Consider the following 20,224-nt stretch of genomic DNA (forward strand, 5'->3'; position numbering starts at 1 on the left):
CTTCCACCACTCCTCTCGCTGCTCGACGAACCACTCGGTAGGTCCTGAGCCGATGAACTCACCTGAAGGGTCCCAAGACATGTCCAACGAGGAGAAGTACCTCGACTACCTCCGCCGAGCCTCCGTGGACCTCCAGGAGGCGCGCGGCAAGCTGCGCGAGGCCGAGGACCGCGAGGCCGAGCCGATCGCGATCGTCGGCATGGGCTGCCGGTTCCCCGGGGGAGTTCGGTCGCCTGAGGACCTGTGGCGTCTCCTGCAGGACGGCCAGGACGCCGTATCCGAGTTCCCCACCAACCGTGGCTGGGACCTGGAAGCACTCTTCGACGACGACCCCGACCGGCAGGGGACCTGCTACACCCGTGAGGGCGCCTTCATCCACGACGCGCCGGACTTCGACCCGGCGTTCTTCGGTATATCGCCACGCGAGGCCGCAGCGATGGACCCGCAGCAGCGGCTGCTCCTCGAAACCTCCTGGGAGGCCTTCGAGCGGGCGGGCATCGACCCGCACGCGCTCCGCGGCAGCAGGTCGGGCGTGTTCGTCGGCACCAACGGCCAGGACTACCTGGCACGCCTGCTGACCGGCGCACCGGACGGCTACGAGGGCTACCTCGGCACCGGAAACGCGGCGAGCGTCATCTCCGGCCGGCTGTCCTACACCTTCGGTTTCGAAGGCCCCGCGCTGACGATCGACACCGCCTGCTCGTCGTCCCTGGTCGCCATGCACCTCGCGGTGCACGCACTGCGGCACGGCGAGTGCCCGATCGCTCTCGCGGGCGGTGTCACCGTGATGTCGACGCCGGGCGTGTTCATCGACTTCAGCCGCCAGCGCGGCCTGGCCACGGACGGCCGCGTCAAGGCGTTCGCCGACGCCGCCGACGGCACCGGCTGGGGCGAGGGCGTCGGCCTGCTCGTGCTCGAACGCCTCTCGGACGCGGAGCGCAACGGTCACCCCGTCCTCGCGGTGATCCGCGGCTCGGCGGTGAACCAGGACGGCGCGTCGAACGGCCTGACCGCGCCGAACGGTCCTTCCCAGCAGCGGGTGATCCGCCAGGCCCTTGCGAGCGCACGGCTCTCCGCGGCGCAGGTGGACGCGGTCGAGGCGCACGGCACGGGCACGAAGCTGGGTGACCCGATCGAGGCGCAGGCGCTCCTCACGGCCTATGGTCAGGACCGGCCCGCCGACCGGCCGCTGTGGCTGGGCTCGATCAAGTCGAACATCGGTCACACGCAGGCCGCCGCCGGTGTGGCCGGTGTGATCAAGATGGTCATGGCGATGCGGCAGGGCGTGCTGCCGAAGACGCTGCATGTGGATGAGCCGTCGTCGCACGTGGACTGGTCCGCCGGTGCGGTGCAACTGCTGACCGAGTCGCGTCCGTGGCCGGAGACCGGCCAGCCGTGGCGGGCGGGTGTGTCGTCGTTCGGCGTGAGTGGCACGAACGCGCATGTCATCGTCGAGCAGGCTCCTGTGGTGGAGCGGCAGGAGGAAGTCTCGGAGCCGGTGCCTGACGGCGGTCTTGTGCCGTGGGTGCTTTCGGCGCGCAGTGCCGAGGCGCTGCGGGAGCAGGCCGTACGGCTCAAGTCCTTTGTGGACGAGGCGTCGGATCTGCCGGTGGCGGACGTGGGCCGCGCGCTGGTGGCATCGCGTGCGGCGCTGGAGCACCGTGCGGTAGTGGTCGCCGGTGAGCGGTCGGAGTTCCTGGCCTCACTGGCGGCCGTGGCCGAGGGCCGGTCGACCGGCGCGGTGGTCACAGGGGTCGCTGATGAGCCTGGCCGGTTGGGTTTCTTGTTCTCGGGTCAGGGTTCGCAGCGGCTCGGCATGGGGGGCGAACTGGCCGCCCGTTTCCCGGTGTTCGCCGAGGCGCTCGACGCCGTGCTGGGTGAGTTCGACCCGGCGGTGCGTGAGGTGCTGTTCGGTGAGGATGCCGACGCCCTGAATGAGACGGGGGTGACGCAGCCCGCGCTGTTCGCGGTCGAGGTGGCGCTGTTCCGCCTCCTTGAGTCCTGGGGTGTGCGGCCCGATGTACTGGCCGGGCATTCGATCGGTGAGCTGGCCGCCGCGCACGTGGCGGGTGTGTGGTCGCCGGCTGACGCGGCCAAGGTGGTGTCGGCGCGTGCTCGGTTGATGCAAGCCCTGCCGTCCGGTGGCGCGATGGTGGCGATCCAGGCGACGGAGGCCGAGGTCGCCCCGGATCTGCCGGACACCGTCGGTGTCGCCGCGGTCAACGGCCCGAACTCGGTGGTCATATCGGGTGTGGCCGACGACGTCGAGGTTGTCGCCGAGCGCTGGCGCGAGGCGGGCCGGAAGGTGTCTCGCCTGAAGGTCAGTCACGCGTTCCACTCCCCGCTGATGGACCCGATGCTGGACGAGTTCCGCCGCGTCCTTGAAGCTGTGTCCTACGAGGCGCCGACGATCCCGATCGTGTCGACGCTGACCGGAGTACGGGCGTCCGCCGAGGAGTTGACCTCCCCGGAGTACTGGGTGCGGCACGTGCGCGAGTCCGTGCGGTTCGCCGACGCCGTCGGCACGCTCGTGGACGACGACGTGACCACGTTCGTCGAGGTCGGCCCTGGCGGCACGCTGTCCGCGCTGGGGCGTGAGTCCGCGCCGGACGCCGGGTTCGTCCCGGTGCTGCGGAACGACCGCCCGGAAGCGGTGGCCGCCACGACCGCCGCCGGACAGCTGCACGTGCGGGGCGTCCGAGTGGACTGGGAGGTGTTCTTCGCCGGTCGCGCCGCGCGCCGCGTGGACCTGCCGACGTACGCCTTCCAGCGCGAGCGCTACTGGCTGGACGCCGTCCCCGCCGACATGGACGTCGAGCGTCTTTCGCCGGTGGAGGCCCGGTTCTGGGGCGTCGTGGAGGACGGTGACATCGCCGACCTCGCCCGTACGTTGGATGTGTCGTCGGATGCTCCGCTGAGTGCGGTGCTGCCTCGCCTGTCCGCGTGGCGCAGGGAGCAGCAGGGTCGTTCGACTGTCGATGGGTGGCGGTATCGGGTCGAGTGGCGGTCTGTGGCTGCCGGGTCCGGGCGTCTTGATGGTGCTTGGCTGGTTGTCGCGCCGGTTGGCGAGGACCGTGCCGAGTGGGTTCGTGAGGCCCTGGTCCGCAACGGTGCGGACGTGCGGGTCGAGCAGGTGGACCCGGCATCGGTCGACTGGGCGGAGCGGCTGGCCGATCTGTCGGCTCTGAGTGGCGTTGTCTCGCTGCTGGGACTCGCCGATGCTGGCGATTCGACTGTGCCCGCGGGTGTGGCGGCCACGGTTGGTCTGTTGCGGGCGCTTGGTGAGGCGGAGGTGCCGTTGTGGTGCCTGACGTCGGGTGCGGTGTCGGCGGGCGCGGACGATGCGGTTGCCGGGTTCGAGCAGTCGATGCTGTGGGGTCTTGGCCGGGTGGCGGCGCTGGAGCAGTCCACCCGCTGGGGCGGCCTCGTCGATCTGCCCGAAGCGCAGGACGAGACGACCGGAGACCTTCTCGCGTCCGTCATCGCGGAACCGAACGGCGAGGACCAGCTCGCCTTGCGCGGCAACGAGATCCTCGGCCGCAGGCTGGTGCCCGCGCCGATGAGCGCGGACACCTCCGGTGCGGGCTGGACGCCGCGCGGCACGGTACTGGTGACCGGTGGGCTCGGCGCCCTGGGTGGTCACGTGTCGCGCTGGCTGGCGGGACACGGGGCCGAGCACATCGTGCTGGTGAGCCGTCGCGGACGGGCCGCTGATGGTGCCGCGGAGTTGGAGGCCGAGCTCGTAGAGCTGGGCGCGGGTGTCACGTTCGCCGCTTGCGACATGACGGACAAGGAGTCCGTCGCCGGACTCCTTGAGAGCATCCCGACGCTCACCGCGGTCGTACACGCGGCGGGTATTGAGCGCTCCGGTGTTCTTGCCGATCTGGATCCGGTTGATCTGGGTGGGTTCGCGGATGTGTTGTCGGCGAAGGTGGAGGGTGCGCGCAATCTGCATGAGCTGTTGGGTGAGCGGCAGTTGGATGCGTTTGTGCTGTTCTCGTCGATTGCTGGTGTGTGGGGCAGTGGTGGGCAGGGCGCGTATGCGGCTGCTAATGCCTATCTGGATTCTCTGGCTGATCACCGTCGGGCGGTGGGGCTGTCTGCGACGGCGGTTGCGTGGGGCCCTTGGGGTGGTGGTGGCATGGTCGCGGGGGCTGGTCGGGATGCGGCGGCGCAGTTGCGGCGTCGGGGTCTGCCGACGATGGCTCCGGAGGTGGCGATTGCGGGTTTGGCCACAGCTCTTGAGCGGGGTGATGGCAATGTGATTGTTGCTGATGTGGACTGGGAGCGGTTCGCGGGTACGTTCATGGCGCAGCGGTCGAGTGCGCTGCTTGCTGATCTGCCTGAGGTGCGGGCCGCGTTCGAGGCGACGTCGGCGGATGCTGGGATGTCGGAGCTTGCGCAGCGCCTTGCGGGGCTTGACGAGGCCGAGCAGGAGCGGCAGCTCACGGAGCTGGTCCGCTATGAGGCGGCCGCAGTGCTCGGTCATGCGTCCGGTGACGCGTTCTCGGCATCGCGTGCGTTCAGGGAGCTGGGCTTCGACTCGCTGACGGCCGTCGAACTGCGTGCCCGGCTCAGCGAGGCCACCGGCGTCGCCCTGCCCGCCACGCTGGTCTACGACTACCCCAACGCCGCGGTACTGGCCGCCTACCTGCGCACCGAACTGTCCGGCATCGTCCCCGCCGCCTCCACTCCCACCGCGGTCTCCGGCGCGACCGATGAGCCGATCGCGATCGTGGCGATGGCCTGCCGGTACCCCGGCGGTGTGTCGAGCCCGGAGGAGCTGTGGGACATCGTCCTGTCGGGTGGGGACGCGGTGTCGGAGTTCCCGACCGACCGCGGTTGGGATCTGGAGGCGCTGTACGACCCCGACCCCGACGGGGTGGGGACCTCGTATTCACGTTCGGGCGCGTTCCTGGAGGACGTGGGCGCGTTCGACCCGGCGTTCTTCGGGATCTCGCCGCGCGAGGCCCTTGCGATGGACCCCCAGCAGCGACTGCTGCTCGAAACCTCCTGGGAGGCGTTCGAGCGGGCAGGGGTCGACCCGAACTCGCTGCGCGGTGAGCGCGTCGGCGTGTTCGTGGGATCGAACATGCAGGACTACGGCTGGGTGCTCGGCGCGGCTGCCGACGACATGGGCGGCTACGTGGCGACCGGCAACGCCGCAAGCGTGGCCTCCGGCCGTCTGTCCTACACGTTCGGTCTTGAGGGACCCGCGGTGACGGTGGACACGGCTTGCTCGTCGTCCCTGGTCGCTCTGCATCTGGCGGTGCAGGCGCTGCAGAGGGGCGAGTGCGAACTGGCCCTCGCGGGTGGCGTGACGGTGATGTCCACACCGACCTCGTTCGTCGAGTTCAGCCGCCAGCGCGGTCTCGCTGTGGACGGTCGCTGCAAGGCGTTCGCCGCCGGCGCTGACGGCACCGGCTGGGGCGAGGGCGTCGGCATGCTGTTCGTCGAGCGCCTTTCGGACGCTCAGCGCAACGGTCACCAGGTGCTTGCGGTGGTACGTGGTTCGGCGGTGAACCAGGATGGCGCGTCGAACGGTCTGACCGCGCCGAACGGTCCCTCGCAGCAGCGCGTCATCCGCCAGGCCCTTGCGAGTGCGGGCCTGGCTCCGGCCGACGTCGATGTGGTCGAGGCGCACGGCACGGGCACCAAGCTGGGCGACCCGATCGAGGCGCAGGCGCTCCTCGCCACCTACGGCCAGGACCGGCCCGCCGACCGGCCGCTGTGGCTCGGCTCGATCAAGTCGAACCTTGGCCACACGCAGGCTGCCGCGGGCGTGGCGGGCGTGATCAAGATGGTCATGGCCATGCGACACGGCGTGCTGCCCAAGACCCTGCATGTGGACGAGCCGTCGCCCCACGTCGACTGGTCCGCCGGCGCGGTGGAACTGCTCACCGACGAGCGCGAGTGGCCCGCCGCGGACCGGCCGTGGCGGGCAGGTGTGTCGTCGTTCGGATTCAGCGGCACCAACGCGCACACCATCATCGAGCAGGCTCCCGTGGTGGAGCAGGACGAAGCTCCGGAGCCGGTGCGCGACTCCGGCCTTGTGCCGTGGGTGCTTTCGGCGCGGAGTGCCGAGGCGCTGCGGGAGCAGGCGGCGCGGCTCAAGTCCTTCGCGGACACGGCTCCCGAGCTGACCGTGACGGACGTGGGCCGTGCGCTGGTGTCCTCGCGGGCGGTGCTTGAGCACCGCGCCGTGGTGGTCGGTGCGGACCGGTCGGAGCTGCTGAGCGCTCTGGCGGCCGTGGCCGAGGGCCAGGCGACCGGCGCGGCGGTCGCAGGGGTCGCTGATGAGCCTGGCCGGTTGGGATTCCTGTTCTCGGGTCAGGGTTCGCAGCGGTTGGGGATGGGTCGTGAACTTGCGGCTCGTTTCCCGGTGTTCGCTGCGGCTCTGGATGAGGTTCTTGGCGCGTTCGATCCGCGGGTGCGTGAGGTGTTGTTCGGTGAGGATGCCGACGTTCTGAATGAGACGGAGGTGACGCAGCCCGCGTTGTTCGCTGTCGAGGTGGCGTTGTTCCGGCTTCTTGAGTCGTGGGGTGTGCGCCCTGACATGCTGGCCGGTCACTCGATCGGTGAGCTGGCTGCCGCGCATGTGGCCGGTGTGTGGTCGCTGGCTGACGCTGTGAAGGTGGTGTCGGCGCGTGGTGCGTTGATGCAGGCACTGCCCGAGGGTGGCGCCATGGTCGCGATCCAGGCGTCCGAGGACGAGGTCGCGGCGGATCTGCCGGAGACGGTGGGCATCGCTGCGGTCAACGGCCCGACGTCGGTGGTCGTTTCCGGTGTCGCCGCTGATGTGGATGCGGTGGCTGAGCGGTGGCGTGAGTCGGGCCGGAAGGTGTCTCGCCTGAAGGTCAGTCACGCGTTCCACTCACCGTTGATGGAGCCGATGCTCGACGACTTCAGCCGGGTCCTTGAAAGCATTTCGTACGAGGCTCCGGCGCTCCCGATCGTGTCGACGCTGACCGGTGTCCGCGCGTCCGCCGAGGAGTTGGCGTCGCCGGAGTACTGGGTGCGGCACGTGCGCGAGGCCGTGCGGTTCGCCGACGCCGTCGGCACCCTCGTCGCTGAGGGTGTGGGTACGTTCGTCGAGGTCGGCCCGGGTGGGACGCTGTCGGCACTGGGCCAGGAGTCCGCGCCGGAGGCAACCTTCGTACCCACGCTGCGTGGCGACCGCCCGGAGGCGGTGGCCGCCACGACGGCCGCCGGTCAGCTCCACGTGCGCGGCGTCCGGGTGGACTGGGAGGTGTTCTTCTCCGGTCACAGTGCACGGTGGGCGGACCTGCCGACGTACGCCTTCCAGCGCGAGCGCTACTGGCCCGACGTGCAGCCGATCATCGGAAACGTCGCGGCGGCCGGGCTCGGTGCCGCCGAGCACCCGCTCCTTGGCGCGACCGTCACACTCGGCGGCACGGACGGGGTGCTGCTGACCGGCCGGCTGTCGGTCCAGACCCACCCGTGGCTGGCTGATCACGAGATCTTGGGCTCGGTGCTGCTGCCCGGCACGGCGTTCCTTGAACTGGCTGTACGGGCGGGCGACCAGGTCGGGTGCGATCTGGTCGAGGAGTTGACGCTGGAGGCGCCGCTCGTCCTGCCGGAGAGTGGTTCGGTGCGCGTGCAGGTGTGGGTCGGCGCCGAGGACTCGTCCGGCAGGCGTGAGCTGAGCTTCCACTCCAGCCCCGGTGACACCGACGACGGCCGTTCGTGGACCCGCCACGCCACCGGCGTGCTGGGGGCGGCAGGTCACTCCGTCGGGGCCTCGCTGGTCGAGTGGCCGCCGACGGGCGCGGAGGTCGTCGACCTGGACGGCTACTACGACCGCATGGTCGAGGGCGGCTTCGGCTACGGCCCGGTGTTCCAGGGACTGCGGTCGGCCTGGCGCAGCGGAGACGAGATGTTCGCCGAGGTCGCGCTGCCCGACGGTGTGAAGGCTGAGGGCTTCGGCCTGCACCCGGCGCTGTTGGACGCGACGCTGCAAGCCATCGGGCTGATGGGCGAGGCCGACGCTCCCGGCAAGCTGCCGTTCGCATGGTCGGGCGTGCGGCTGCATGCCTCGGGTGCGACGGCGTTGCGGGTGCGATTGGTGCCCACAGGTGCTGACGGAGTGGCGCTGACGGTCGCGGACGGCTCCGGTGCTCCGGTGGCCACGGTCGACTCGCTGGTACTGCGCCCCGCCGCACCGGTGCAGGGCGCCGGTGACGACCGCGATGACGCGCTGTTCGGCGTCGACTGGGTGTCGGTGCCCCTGTCCGACAGCGACGTACCGGTAGACGTACCGACGGTCGAGTGGACCGACCTGGAGGCGCTTGCGGGGTCGGCGGAACTGCCTGACTTCGTGGTTCTGCCCTGCCCCGTTGCTTCCGGGTCCGACCCGGTCGCCGGTGCTCACGAAGCGGCGCACTGGGCATTGAACACGGTCCAGTCCTGGCTCAATGACGAGCGGTTCGACGCGTCGCGCCTGGTCATCGCGACCAATGGCGCGATCGGTGCCACAGCTGATGAAGAAGTACGTGACGTCGCTCAGGCGGCGGTGTGGGGCCTGGTGCGCTCTGCTCAGTCGGAGAACCCGGACCGGATCGTGCTGGTCGACCTCGATGAAGAGACAGTCTCGCTGGACGTACTGCCGTCCGCGCTGGCCACCGGTGAGCCCCAGTTGGCGGTCCGAGCGGGCGCTGCCAGTGCGCCGCGCCTGGCCAGGGCCCGCCGGTCCGTGGTGGACGACCCGGGCTTCGGTTCGGGTGCGGTGCTGCTCACCGGTGCGACGGGCACGCTCGGCGGTCTTGTCGCCCGGCACTTGGTCGCGGAGCGAGGTGTACGGAGCCTGCTCCTGGTGAGCAGGCGCGGCGCCACCGCCGCGGGCGCGGAGGAGCTGCGTGCCGAACTGGTCGCGCAGGGCGCTGAAGTGACGTACGCGGCATGTGACGTGGCCGACCGCGAGGCCCTCAAGGCTCTGCTTGCCGAGCACGAGATCTCCGCGGTCGTCCACACCGCAGGTGTGCTGGACGACGGCACGATCGGCTCACTGACGCCTGAGCGGATCGACGGTGTGTTCCGGCCGAAGGTCGACGCGGCCTGGCATCTGCACGACCTGACCCGCGACCTGGACCTGTCCGCGTTCGTGCTCTTCTCGTCCGCCGCCGGTGTGTTCGGTGGCGCGGGTCAGGGCAACTACGCGGCGGCCAACGCGTTCCTGGACGCGCTCGCCCAGCACCGCCGCGCGATCGGTCTCGCCGCGACCTCGCTGGCTTGGGGCCTGTGGGCCTCGGGCGGCGGCATGGCGGGCAGCCTCGACGAGGCCGACGTACGGCGGATCACCAGCGGCGGCGCGATCCCGATCGGCGCGGCCGAGGGCCTGGCGCTGTTCGACGCGGCGACCTCCACAGGGCGTGCGCTCCTCGCGCCGGTTCCCCTGGACCTGTCGGTTCTGCAGAAGCAGGCCCGCTCCCACCCCGTACCGCACCTCTTGCGCGGCCTGGTGCGTGGCGCGCGCAGGACGGTCGACCCCGCCGCAGCCCGGACCGCCCTTGCGCAGTCCCTTGCCGGCATGACCGAGGCCGAGCGCGAGAAGGCGCTGCTCGACCTCGTCCGTACCACCGCCGCCGCTGTGCTCGGCCACAGCTCGGCGCACGCCGTCGCACCCGGCCGCGCGTTCCAGGAACTGGGCTTCGACTCGCTCAGCTCCGTCGAACTGCGCAACCACCTCAACGCCGCCACCGAACTGCGCCTGCCCGCCACGCTGGTCTTCGACCACCCGAACCCGGCCGCTCTCGCCGCGTTCATCGGCACCGAACTCGCGGGCGCGCCCGTCGTCGTGGCGCCCACCCGCAAGTCCGGCGCCGTGACCGACGAGCCGATCGCGATCGTCGGCATGAGCTGCCGCTACCCCGGCGGCGTGAACTCGCCCGAGGACCTGTGGCGACTCGTCCTGAACGGCGCCGACGCCATCAGCGAGTTCCCCGTCAACCGTGGCTGGGACCTGGACGCCCTGTACAACCCGGACCCCGAGCACATCGGGACCTCGTACACCCGCGAGGGCGGCTTCCTGCACGACGCCGACCTGTTCGACCCGACGTTCTTCGGGATCTCGCCCCGCGAGGCCCTCGCCATGGACCCGCAGCAGCGGCTGCTCCTTGAGACCTCCTGGGAGGCCTTCGAGCGGGCCGGTATCGCCCCGGAGACGGCGCGAGGCAGCGCGACCGGCGTGTTCGCGGGCGTGATGTACCACGACTACGTGGCCCGATTGCGTTCCGTCGCGCCGGACGTCGAGGGCTACCTCGGCACCGGCGGGGCGGGCAGCGTCGCCTCCGGGCGCGTCGCCTACGCACTGGGTCTTGAGGGGCCCGCCGTCACCGTCGACACCGCGTGCTCCTCGTCCCTCGTGGCCCTGCACTGGGCGATCCAGGCACTGCGCCAGGGGGAGTGCTCGATGGCGCTCGCCGGTGGCGTCGCCGTGATGGCGAGCCCGGCGACCTTCGTCGACTTCAGTCGCCAGCGCGGCCTGTCCGCCGACGGCCGCTGCAAGTCGTTCTCCGACGACGCCGACGGGACCGGCTGGGGCGAGGGCGTCGGCATGCTCCTCGTGGAGCGGCTCTCGGACGCCCGCCGCAACGGACACCCCGTCCTCGCCGTCATCCGTGGTTCCGCGGTGAACCAGGACGGCGCGTCCAACGGCCTCACCGCGCCCAACGGCCCGTCGCAGCAGCGTGTCATGCGCCAGGCGCTCGCGAGCGCGGGCCTGACCCCGTCCGATGTGGACGCGGTCGAGGCGCACGGCACCGGCACCACGCTCGGCGACCCCATCGAGGCCCAGGCACTCCTTGCCACCTACGGTCAGGACCGCACCGGTGAGCCGCTGTGGCTCGGCTCGATCAAGTCGAACATCGGTCACACGCAGGCCGCCGCCGGTGTAGCCGGTGTGATCAAGATGGTCATGGCGATGCGGGAAGGTGTACTGCCGCAGTCCCTGCACGTCGGCGAGCCCTCAACGAACGTGGACTGGTCCGCGGGCGACGTCGAGCTCCTGACCGAGGCCAAGGTGTGGCCGGCTCTCGGCCGACCGCGCAGGGCGGGCGTGTCGTCGTTCGGCGTGAGCGGGACGAACGCGCACACCATCATCGAGCACGTACCGAGCGAGGACCGCCGTCCGGCCCCGGTCGGCGGCGCCGCCCCGGTCGGCGGTGCTCCGGCCGACCGCGCCCTGCCGTGGGTACTGTCCGCACGGAGCCCGGAGGCGCTGCGCGAGCAGGCGATCCGGCTGCGCGAGCACGTCACGGGCGAGAGCGCGGGCCGGCCGGGAGCCGGTGCGCTGGACGTCGGCTACTCATTGGCGACGACGCGGTCGGCCTTCGACCACAGGGCTGTCGTCGTGGGCGATGACCGTACGACGCTCCTTGACGGGCTCACCGCCCTGGCCGAGGGACGGCCGTTCCCCGGACTGGTCGCCGGGTCCGTCGCCGTGGGTGGTGTGGGCTTCTTGTTCTCGGGTCAGGGTTCGCAGCGGTTGGGGATGGGCCGTGAGCTTGCGGCTCGTTTCCCGGTGTTCGCCGAGGCGCTCGACGCCGTGCTGGGTGAGTTCGACCCGGCGGTGCGTGAGGTGTTGTTCGGTGAGGATGCTGAGGCGCTGAATGAGACGGGGGTGACGCAGCCTGCGTTGTTCGCGGTCGAGGTGGCGTTGTTCCGGCTTCTTGAGTCGTGGGGTGTGCGCCCTGACATGCTGGCCGGTCACTCGATCGGTGAGCTGGCTGCCGCGCATGTGGCCGGTGTGTGGTCGCTTGCCGACGCTGTGAAGGTGGTGTCGGCGCGTGGTGCGTTGATGCAGGCACTGCCCGAGGGCGGCGCCATGGTGGCGATCCAGGGGTCCGAGGACGAGGTCGCCGCGGATCTGCCGGAGACCGTCGGTATCGCAGCGGTCAACGGCCCCACCTCGGTGGTCGTCTCAGGGATCACCGCTGACGTGGAGACGGTCGCGGAGCGCTGGCGCGAGGCGGGCCGCAAGGTCACCCGCCTCCGCGTGAGCCATGCCTTCCACTCCCCGCTCATGGAGCCGATGCTCGACGAGTTCCGTGAGGTGCTCAAGGGCGTGTCGTACGAGGTGCCCGCGCTCCCGATCGTGTCGACGCTGACCGGCGTCCGCGCGTCCGCCGAGGAGCTGACGTCGGCTGAGTACTGGGTGCGGCACGTGCGCGAGTCGGTGCGGTTCGCCGACGCCGTCGGCACGCTCGTGGACGAGGGCATGGCGACCTTCGTAGAGATCGGCCCGGGCGGGACGCTCGCCGCCCTTGGCCAGGAGTCGGCCCCGGAGGCCGGGTTCGTCCCGGTGCTGCGGAACGACCGCCCCGAGGAGCCCGCGCTGGTCTCCGCCGTGGCCCAACTGGGCACATGGGGCGCACGGGTGGACTGGGAAGCCTTCTTCGCCGGTCGTGGCGCGCACCGAGTCGACCTGCCCACGTACGCGTTCCAGCACCAGAGCTACTGGCTGGACGCCGGGGTGTCGGCAGGCGACCTGGAGGCCGCGGGGCTCGGCTCGGCCGGTCACCCGCTGCTCGGCGCGTTCGTCGACACGGCCGACTCGGACGGGCAGATCTTCACCGGACGGTTGTCGGTGGCGACCCACCCATGGCTGGCCGATCACGTGATCCAGGGCTCGATCCTGCTGCCCGGCACGGCGTTCCTCGAGCTGGCGGTGCGCGCAGGTGACCAGGTCGGGTGCGACCTGGTGGAGGAGTTGACGCTGGAGGCGCCGTTGGTGGTGCCCGAGCGCGGTGGCGTACGGGTGCAGGTGCAGGTCGGCGTGGTGGACGAGGCCGGTCGGCGTTCGGTGACGGTGCACGCGCGGGAGGACGGCGGTGACCTGTGGGTGCGGCATGCGAGCGGTGCGCTCGTGAGCAGCACCGAGACGCCGTCGGCCGACGTGGGCGCCTGGCCGCCGGCCGGGGCCAAGGCCGTGGACCTGGACGGTCTCTACGACCGCATGGCCGACGGCGGTTTCGGCTACGGGCCGGTGTTCCAGGGACTGCGGGCCGCGTGGCACAAGGGCGACGAGGTGTTCGCCGAGGTGGCGCTGCCGGACGGTGCGGGAGTGGACGGCTTCGGTCTGCATCCGGCGCTCCTCGACGCCTCGCTGCACGCCATCGGACTGATGGGCGAGACGGACGGTCCCGGCAAGCTGCCGTTCTCGTGGTCGGGTGTACGACTGCACGCCTCGGGCGCGACGGTGCTGCGGGTGCGGTTGACGCCCGCAGGGCCGGACGGGGTGTCCTTGGCGGTCGCGGACGGCTCCGGCGCCCCGGTGGCCACGATCGACTCGCTGGTGCTGCGGCCGGTGACGGCGGCGACGCTGTCGCGGCAGGGCCTGGATTCACTGTTCCGCCTGGACTGGGTGCCTGCCGCCGTGTCGGCCGGGAGCGCCGGTCCGGTGGCGGAGTTCGCGGACTGGGACGCCGTGCGATCGGCGCTCGACGCGGGCGAGTCGCTGCCGGACGACGTCGTGGTGCGGTGCGGGTCCGGCGACGTGGACGGCGTGCGCTCTCGGACGCTGAGTGCCCTGGAGCTGGTGCGGGGCTGGCTGGCCGATGACCGGTGCGTGGCGTCGCGGCTGGTCCTTGTGACGCGTGGCGCTGTCGCCGTGGGCGCCGAGGACGACGTGGCGGACCTGGCATCGGCCGCGGTGTGGGGGCTGGTGCGGTCCGCCCAGTTGGAGGACCCGGATCGCCTCGTCCTTGTGGATGTCGACGACGGCGGGGACGGGGACGGCTGGCGGCCGGCGCTCGCGACCGGCGAACCCCAGGCCGTCGTGCGGGACGGCCGGGTGTACGTGGCCCGTCTGGCGCGGGTGCGACCGGAAGCGGCCGGCACCGAACCGGCGTTCGGCCCGGACAGTTCGGTCCTTGTGACCGGCGCGTCGGGCGCCCTTGGCGGTCTCGTCGCCCGGCACCTCGTCGGCAGCCACGGCGTCGGACGACTGGTCCTTGCAAGCAGGCGCGGGGCGACGGCGGAAGGCGCCGAGGAACTGCGTGCGGAACTGCTCGCGCAGGGCGCCGACGTGACCTTCGCGTCGTGCGACGTCGCGGACCGGGACGCGCTGGCCGCGCTCCTCGCCGAATACCCCGTGACGGCTGTCGTGCACACCGCCGGTGTGCTCGACGACGCCACGATCGGCTCGCTGACCCCGGACCAGGTCGACACCGTGTTCCGGCCCAAGGTCGACGCGGCGAACCACCTGCACGAACTGACCCGCGACCTGAACCTCGACCTGACGGCGTTCGTGCTGTTCTCCTCGGTGGCGGGCACCCTGGGCGCGACCGGTCAGGGCAACTACTCGGCGGCCAACGCGTTCCTCGACGGCCTTGCCCGGCGCAGGCGCGCCCAGGGCCTGCCCGCGACATCCCTCGCCTGGGGCCTGTGGGCCGACGGCATGGGCGCCAAGGTGGCGCAGTCCGCCTCGGCCGGCCTGTCCGCCGAGGAGGGCGTCGCGCTGTTCGACGCCGCCGTCCGCGGGACCGACCCGGTCGTCGTACCGATGCGGCTCGACCTGCGGGCCGTACGGGAACTCCCGGCGATACCGCCGGTGTTCAGCGGTCTGGTGCGGACCACGACCCGCAGGGCGGCAGAGAGCGGAGGCGACCCCGCCGCGGCGCTCCGCGACCGCCTCGCGTCGCTGGCCGTTGACGAACGCGAGCGGGTGCTCCTCGACCTCGTCCGCACCCAGGCCTCAGCGGTGCTCGGCCATGCCGGTCCCGAGGCGGTCTCGCTCGGCCAGGCATTCACCGAGCTGGGCTTCGACTCGCTGACCGCCGTGGACCTGCGCAACCGGCTCAACCTGGCCACGGGCCTGCGCCTGCCCGCCACGCTGGTCTTCGACTACCCGACCCCCGCGGCACTCGCCGGGTTCATCGGTACGGAGTTCGCGGGCGCCCCCGTCGTCGCGGCACCCACCACCATGGTCGTGGCCGCGACCGACGAGCCGATCGCGATCGTCGGCATGAGCTGCCGCTACCCGGGCGGCGTCCGCTCGCCGGAGGACCTGTGGCGACTGGTCTTCGACGGAGCCGACGGCATCACCCCGTTCCCGACCGAGCGCGGCTGGGACATGGAGGCCCTCTACGACCCCTCGGGCGAACGCGACGGCAGCTCCTACACCCGCGAGGGCGGCTTCCTGCACGACGCCGACCTGTTCGACCCGACGTTCTTCGGGATCTCGCCCCGCGAGGCCCTCGCCATGGACCCGCAGCAGCGGCTGCTCCTCGAAACATCCTGGGAGGCCTTCGAGCGGGCCGGTATCGACCCCAGGTCGCTGCGGGGCAGCGCGACCGGCGTGTTCGCGGGCATCATGTACCACGACTACGCCTCCCAGCTGCACGGCGTGTCGAAGAGCAGTGAGGGCTTCCTCGGTACGGGCAACGCGGGCAGCGTGGCCTCCGGCCGCGTGTCCTACACGTTCGGCCTCGAAGGCCCCGCGATGACCGTGGACACGGCGTGCTCGTCGTCGCTCGTCGCGCTGCACCTGGCGGCGCAGGCACTGCGGTCCGGAGAGTGCTCGCTCGCGCTCGCGGGTGGTGCCACCGTCATGGCGACGCCCGGCGCGTTCGTCGACTTCAGCCGCCAGCAGGGTCTGTCCGCCGACGGCCGGTGCAAGTCGTTCTCCGCCGATGCCGACGGCACCGGCTGGGGCGAGGGCGTCGGCATGCTCGTACTGGAACGTCTCTCGGACGCCCGGAGCAACGGACACCCGGTGCTCGCGGTGGTCCGCGGCTCGGCGATCAACCAGGACGGCGCGTCCAACGGTCTCACCGCTCCGAACGGTCCCTCGCAGCAGCGGGTCATCCGTCAGGCCCTCGCCAGCGCGGGCCTGACGCCGTCCGATGTGGACGCGGTCGAGGCACACGGCACCGGCACCACGCTGGGCGACCCGATCGAGGCGCAGGCGCTGCTCGCGACCTACGGGCGGGACCGTGCCGGTGAGCCGCTGTGGCTGGGCTCGCTGAAGTCCAACATCGGTCACACCCAGGCAGCCGCGGGCGTGGGCGGCGTCATCAAGACGGTGATGTCACTGCGGCACGGCGTACTGCCGAAGACGCTGCACGTCGGAGAGCCCTCGCCGCACATCGACTGGTCGGCGGGAGCCGTGGAGCTGCTGACCGAGGCCAAGGCGTGGCCCCAGGCGGACCGGCCCCGACGGGCGGGAGTTTCCTCCTTCGGCTTCAGCGGCACCAACGCGCACGTCATCATCGAGTCCCCGTCGGACGTCGACACGCCGCAGACCTCCCAGACCCCCGAGGCGCCGGCCGGTCCGTGGCTCCTCTCCGGCCGTACCGAGAGCGCACTGCGCGACCAAGCGGTGCGACTGCGCGACCATTTGACCGCGCGTCCCGACGTCGACCCGGCGGAGGTCGCCCGCGCGCTCGCGACCTCGCGGTCCGGATTCGAGCACCGAATCGCCGTCGTCGGCCATGACTTGGCCGACCTGACGGCCGGACTCACCGACGCCGTCGAGGGACGGCCGGGCAGCGGAGTCGTGCTGGGCGTCACCGATGAGCACAGGATCGGCTTCCTGTTCTCGGGTCAGGGTTCGCAGCGGCTGGGGATGGGCCGTGAACTGGCCGCCCGCTTCCCGGTGTTCGCCGAGACATTGGACGAGGTCCTTGGCGCGTTCGATCCGCGGGTGCGTGAGGTGCTGTTCGGTGAGGACGCCGACGCGCTGAACGAGACGGGGGTGACGCAGCCCGCGTTGTTCGCGGTCGAGGTCGCGCTGTTCCGGCTCCTCGAGTCGTGGAACATCCGGCCGGACGTGCTGGCCGGGCACTCGATCGGGGAGTTGGCCGCCGCGCACGTGGCGGGTGTGTGGTCCCTGGCAGATGCCGTGAAGGTGGTGTCGGCGCGCGGTGCGCTGATGCAGGCGCTGCCGTCCGGTGGCGCGATGGTCGCGATCCAGGCGACCGAGGACGAGGTCGCGGCGGACCTGCCGGAGACCGTGGGCGTCGCAGCGGTCAACGGCCCCACCTCGGTGGTCGTCTCAGGGATCACCGCTGACGTGGAGACGGTCGCGGAGCGCTGGCGCGAGGCGGGCCGGAAGGTGTCTCGCCTGAAGGTCAGTCACGCGTTCCACTCCCCGCTGATGGAGCCGATGCTCGACGACTTCCGCCGGGTCCTGGACGAGGTGTCCTACGAGGCACCCACCATCCCGATCGTGTCCACACTGACGGGCAGGCCGGCCTCCGCACAGGAGTTGGGTTCGCCCGAGTACTGGGTGCGGCACGTGCGCGAGTCCGTGCGGTTCGCCGACGCCGTGGCCGACATGGGCGCGGACGTCCTCGTCGAGATCGGCCCCGGTGGCGTGCTGTCGGCGCTCGGGCAGGAGTCCCTGCCGGACGCGGCCTTCGTGCCGGTGCTGCGCGGCGACCGGGCGGAGGAGGGCGCCCTCATGACGGCGCTCGCCGAACTGCACGTGCGAGGAGTGCACATCGACTGGACCGGCTACTTCTCGGGCAGTGGCTACGGAGTGGAACTGCCGACGTACGCCTTCCAGTACCAGCGGTTCTGGCCCGACACGAGCATGCGGCCCGCCACCGACGCGAGCGGGCTCGGGCTCGGATCCGCCGACCACCCGCTGCTCGGCACCGCGGTCGCGCTCGCGGACGAGGACACCGTCCTGTTCACGGGCAGGCTGTCGCTGCGGACGCATCCGTGGCTCGCCGAGCACGAGATCATGGGGTCGGTCCTGCTGCCCGGCACGGCGTTCGTCGAGCTTGCGGTACGCGCCGGTGACCAGGTCGGTTGCACCTCGGTGGAGGAGCTGACCCTGGAGACGCCGCTGGTGCTTGCCGAGCACGGCGGTGTGCAGGTCCAGGTACGGGTCGGCGCGCCGGACGAGTCAGGACGGCGCCCGGTCGCGGTCCACGCCAGGGACGAGAGCGGCGACCTGCCGTGGGCCCGGCACGCGAGCGGTTTCCTCGCCGGTGACGGCGGTGCTCCCGCCGACCTCGGTGAGTGGCCGCCGACGGGCGCGCAGACCGTGGACCTTGACGGTTTCTACGACGGAATGGCCGACGGCGGCTTCGCCTACGGTCCGGTGTTCCAGGGCCTGCGCTCGGTGTGGCGCAAGGGCGACGAGGTGTTCGCCGAGGTCGCACTGCCCCAGGACACGGCCGTCGCCGGGTTCGGCGTGCACCCGGCACTCCTCGACGCGGTGCTGCACACAGTGGCGTTCGGCGTGCTGCCCCCGGTCGAGCACGGACGGCTCCCGTTCGCGTGGACGGGGGTCCGCCTGCACGCCGAGGGCGCCACGACGCTGCGGGTGCGGGTGACCGCGGTCGGACCTGACGCGGTGGCCCTGGCCGTCGCCGACGGCTCCGGCGCCCCGGTCGCGACCGTGGACTCGCTGGTGCTCCGCGCGGTGTCGCCGGGTTCGCTGGAGACGGCACGCGGGCACGAGTCGCTGTTCCGGCTCGACTGGGTAGCCGCTGCGGCGGCGGCCGGAAATGCCGGTTCCGTGGCGGAGTTCGCGGACTGGGGCGCCGTGCGATCGGCGCTCGACGCGGGCGAGTCGCTGCCGGAGAACGTCGTGGTCCGGTGCGCGCGGTCCGGTGATGTGGACGCGGGCGTGATACGTCGGCAGGTGCACACCGCGCTCGAACTGGTACAGGGCTGGCTGGCCGACGACCGCTGCGAGGCGTCGCGTCTTGTGCTGGTGACGAGCGGCGCTGTGGCGGTGGGCGCCGAGGACGACGTGGCGGACCTGGCATCGGCCGCGGTGTGGGGGCTGCTGCGGACGGCGCAGGCGGAGAACCCGGACCGCTTCGTCCTCGTGGACGTCGACGACGAAGACAGCTGGAAGCCGGCCGTCGTGGGCGCGGAACCCGAGCTGGCCGTACGCGCCGGTGAGACATTCCTGCCGAGGCTCGTGCGGGCCCGTCCCGCGGTGGAGGAGGGGGCGGGCTTCGGCTCGGGGCCGGTCCTTGTGACCGGTGCGAGCGGGATGCTCGGCGGCCTCGTGGCGCGGCACTTGGTCGTACGGCACGGAGTGCGGCAGCTGGTGCTCGCCAGCAGGCGCGGCCAAGTGGGCACTCTGCGCGGAGAATTGGAAGCGCTGGGTGCCGAAGTCGCCGCCGTGGCCTGTGATGTGGCGGACCGGGACGCGGTGGCGGCGCTGCTCGCCGAGCACCCCGTGACGGCCGTCGTGCACGCGGCGGGCGTCCTGGACGACGGTGTGATCGGGTCACAGACCCCGGAGCGGATCGACACGGTGTTCCGGCCCAAGGTCGACGCGGCGTTGAACCTGCACGAGCACACCCGGCACCTGGACCTCGCCGCGTTCGTGCTGTTCTCGTCCGCGGCGGGCACGCTGGGCAACCCCGGCCAGGCCAACTACTCCGCCGCCAACGCGTTCCTGGACGCGCTCGCCCAGCACCGGCGAGCACAGGGCCTGCCCGCGACATCCCTCGCCTGGGGCCTGTGGGCCGGAGAGGACGGCATGGGCGCCCGGATGGCCGAGAGCGGCGCCGCGGGCCTGTCCGCCGATGAGGGCATGGAGCTGTTCGACGCGGCGGCACTGGGCGATGACCCCGTCGTCGTACCGATGCGGCTCGACCTGCGGGCCGTACGGGAACTCCCGGTGATACCGCCGGTGTTCAGCGGTCTGGTCCGTACGACGGCTCGCAGGGCGGCGGAGAGCGGGGTCGACCCCGCGGCAGTACTGCGGGACCGGCTCGCGGCGCTGCCGCCGTCCGAGCGGACGTCCGCCCTGGTGGACGTGGTGTGCACGCACGTCGCGGCCGTACTGGCGCTCCCCGGCGCCGGAGCGGTCGACGAGCGGCGCGCGTTCACCGAACTGGGCTTCGACTCGCTGACCGCGGTCGAACTGCGCAACCGCCTCGGCGCCGCCACCGGCCTGCGCCTGCCCGCCACCGCGATCTTCGACTACCCGACCGCGCTCGACCTGGTCGGCCATATCGCGGAGGGGCTCGTCGTCGAAGAGCCCGACGGGGTGGCACCGCTGCTCGCGGAGCTGAGCCGCATCGAGGCGGGCCTCGCCTCGATCAAGCCCGGCGACGACGAGGACGACCGGGTCGGCGCCCGTCTGTCGGCGCTGCTCGCCGTGTGGCGCGACAGCCGTGCCGACGCCGCCGCGCAGGAGTCCGACGACCTGGAAGCCGCGACGGACGACGAGGTGTTCGACCTGCTCGGCAAGGAGTTCGGCATCTCCTGACCCGCCCGCTCGCCCCGG

At 71.8% G+C, this 20,224-nt stretch carries 1 protein-coding gene; it reads left to right on the forward strand.

Translation table 11 applies throughout. The annotated features are described in order from the left end of the window. Positions 1-79 precede the first annotated feature (79 nt). Positions 80-20,206 carry a type I polyketide synthase gene (locus ACFVXC_RS31595; RefSeq protein ID WP_389912155.1) on the forward strand — a complete coding sequence of 6,709 codons (20,127 nt, stop codon included), beginning with the start codon at positions 80-82 and terminating at the stop codon, positions 20,204-20,206. Positions 20,207-20,224: the final 18 nt, after the last annotated feature.

The organism is Streptomyces sp. NPDC058257, from assembly GCF_042881845.1.
GTDB lineage: Bacteria > Actinomycetota > Actinomycetes > Streptomycetales > Streptomycetaceae > Streptomyces.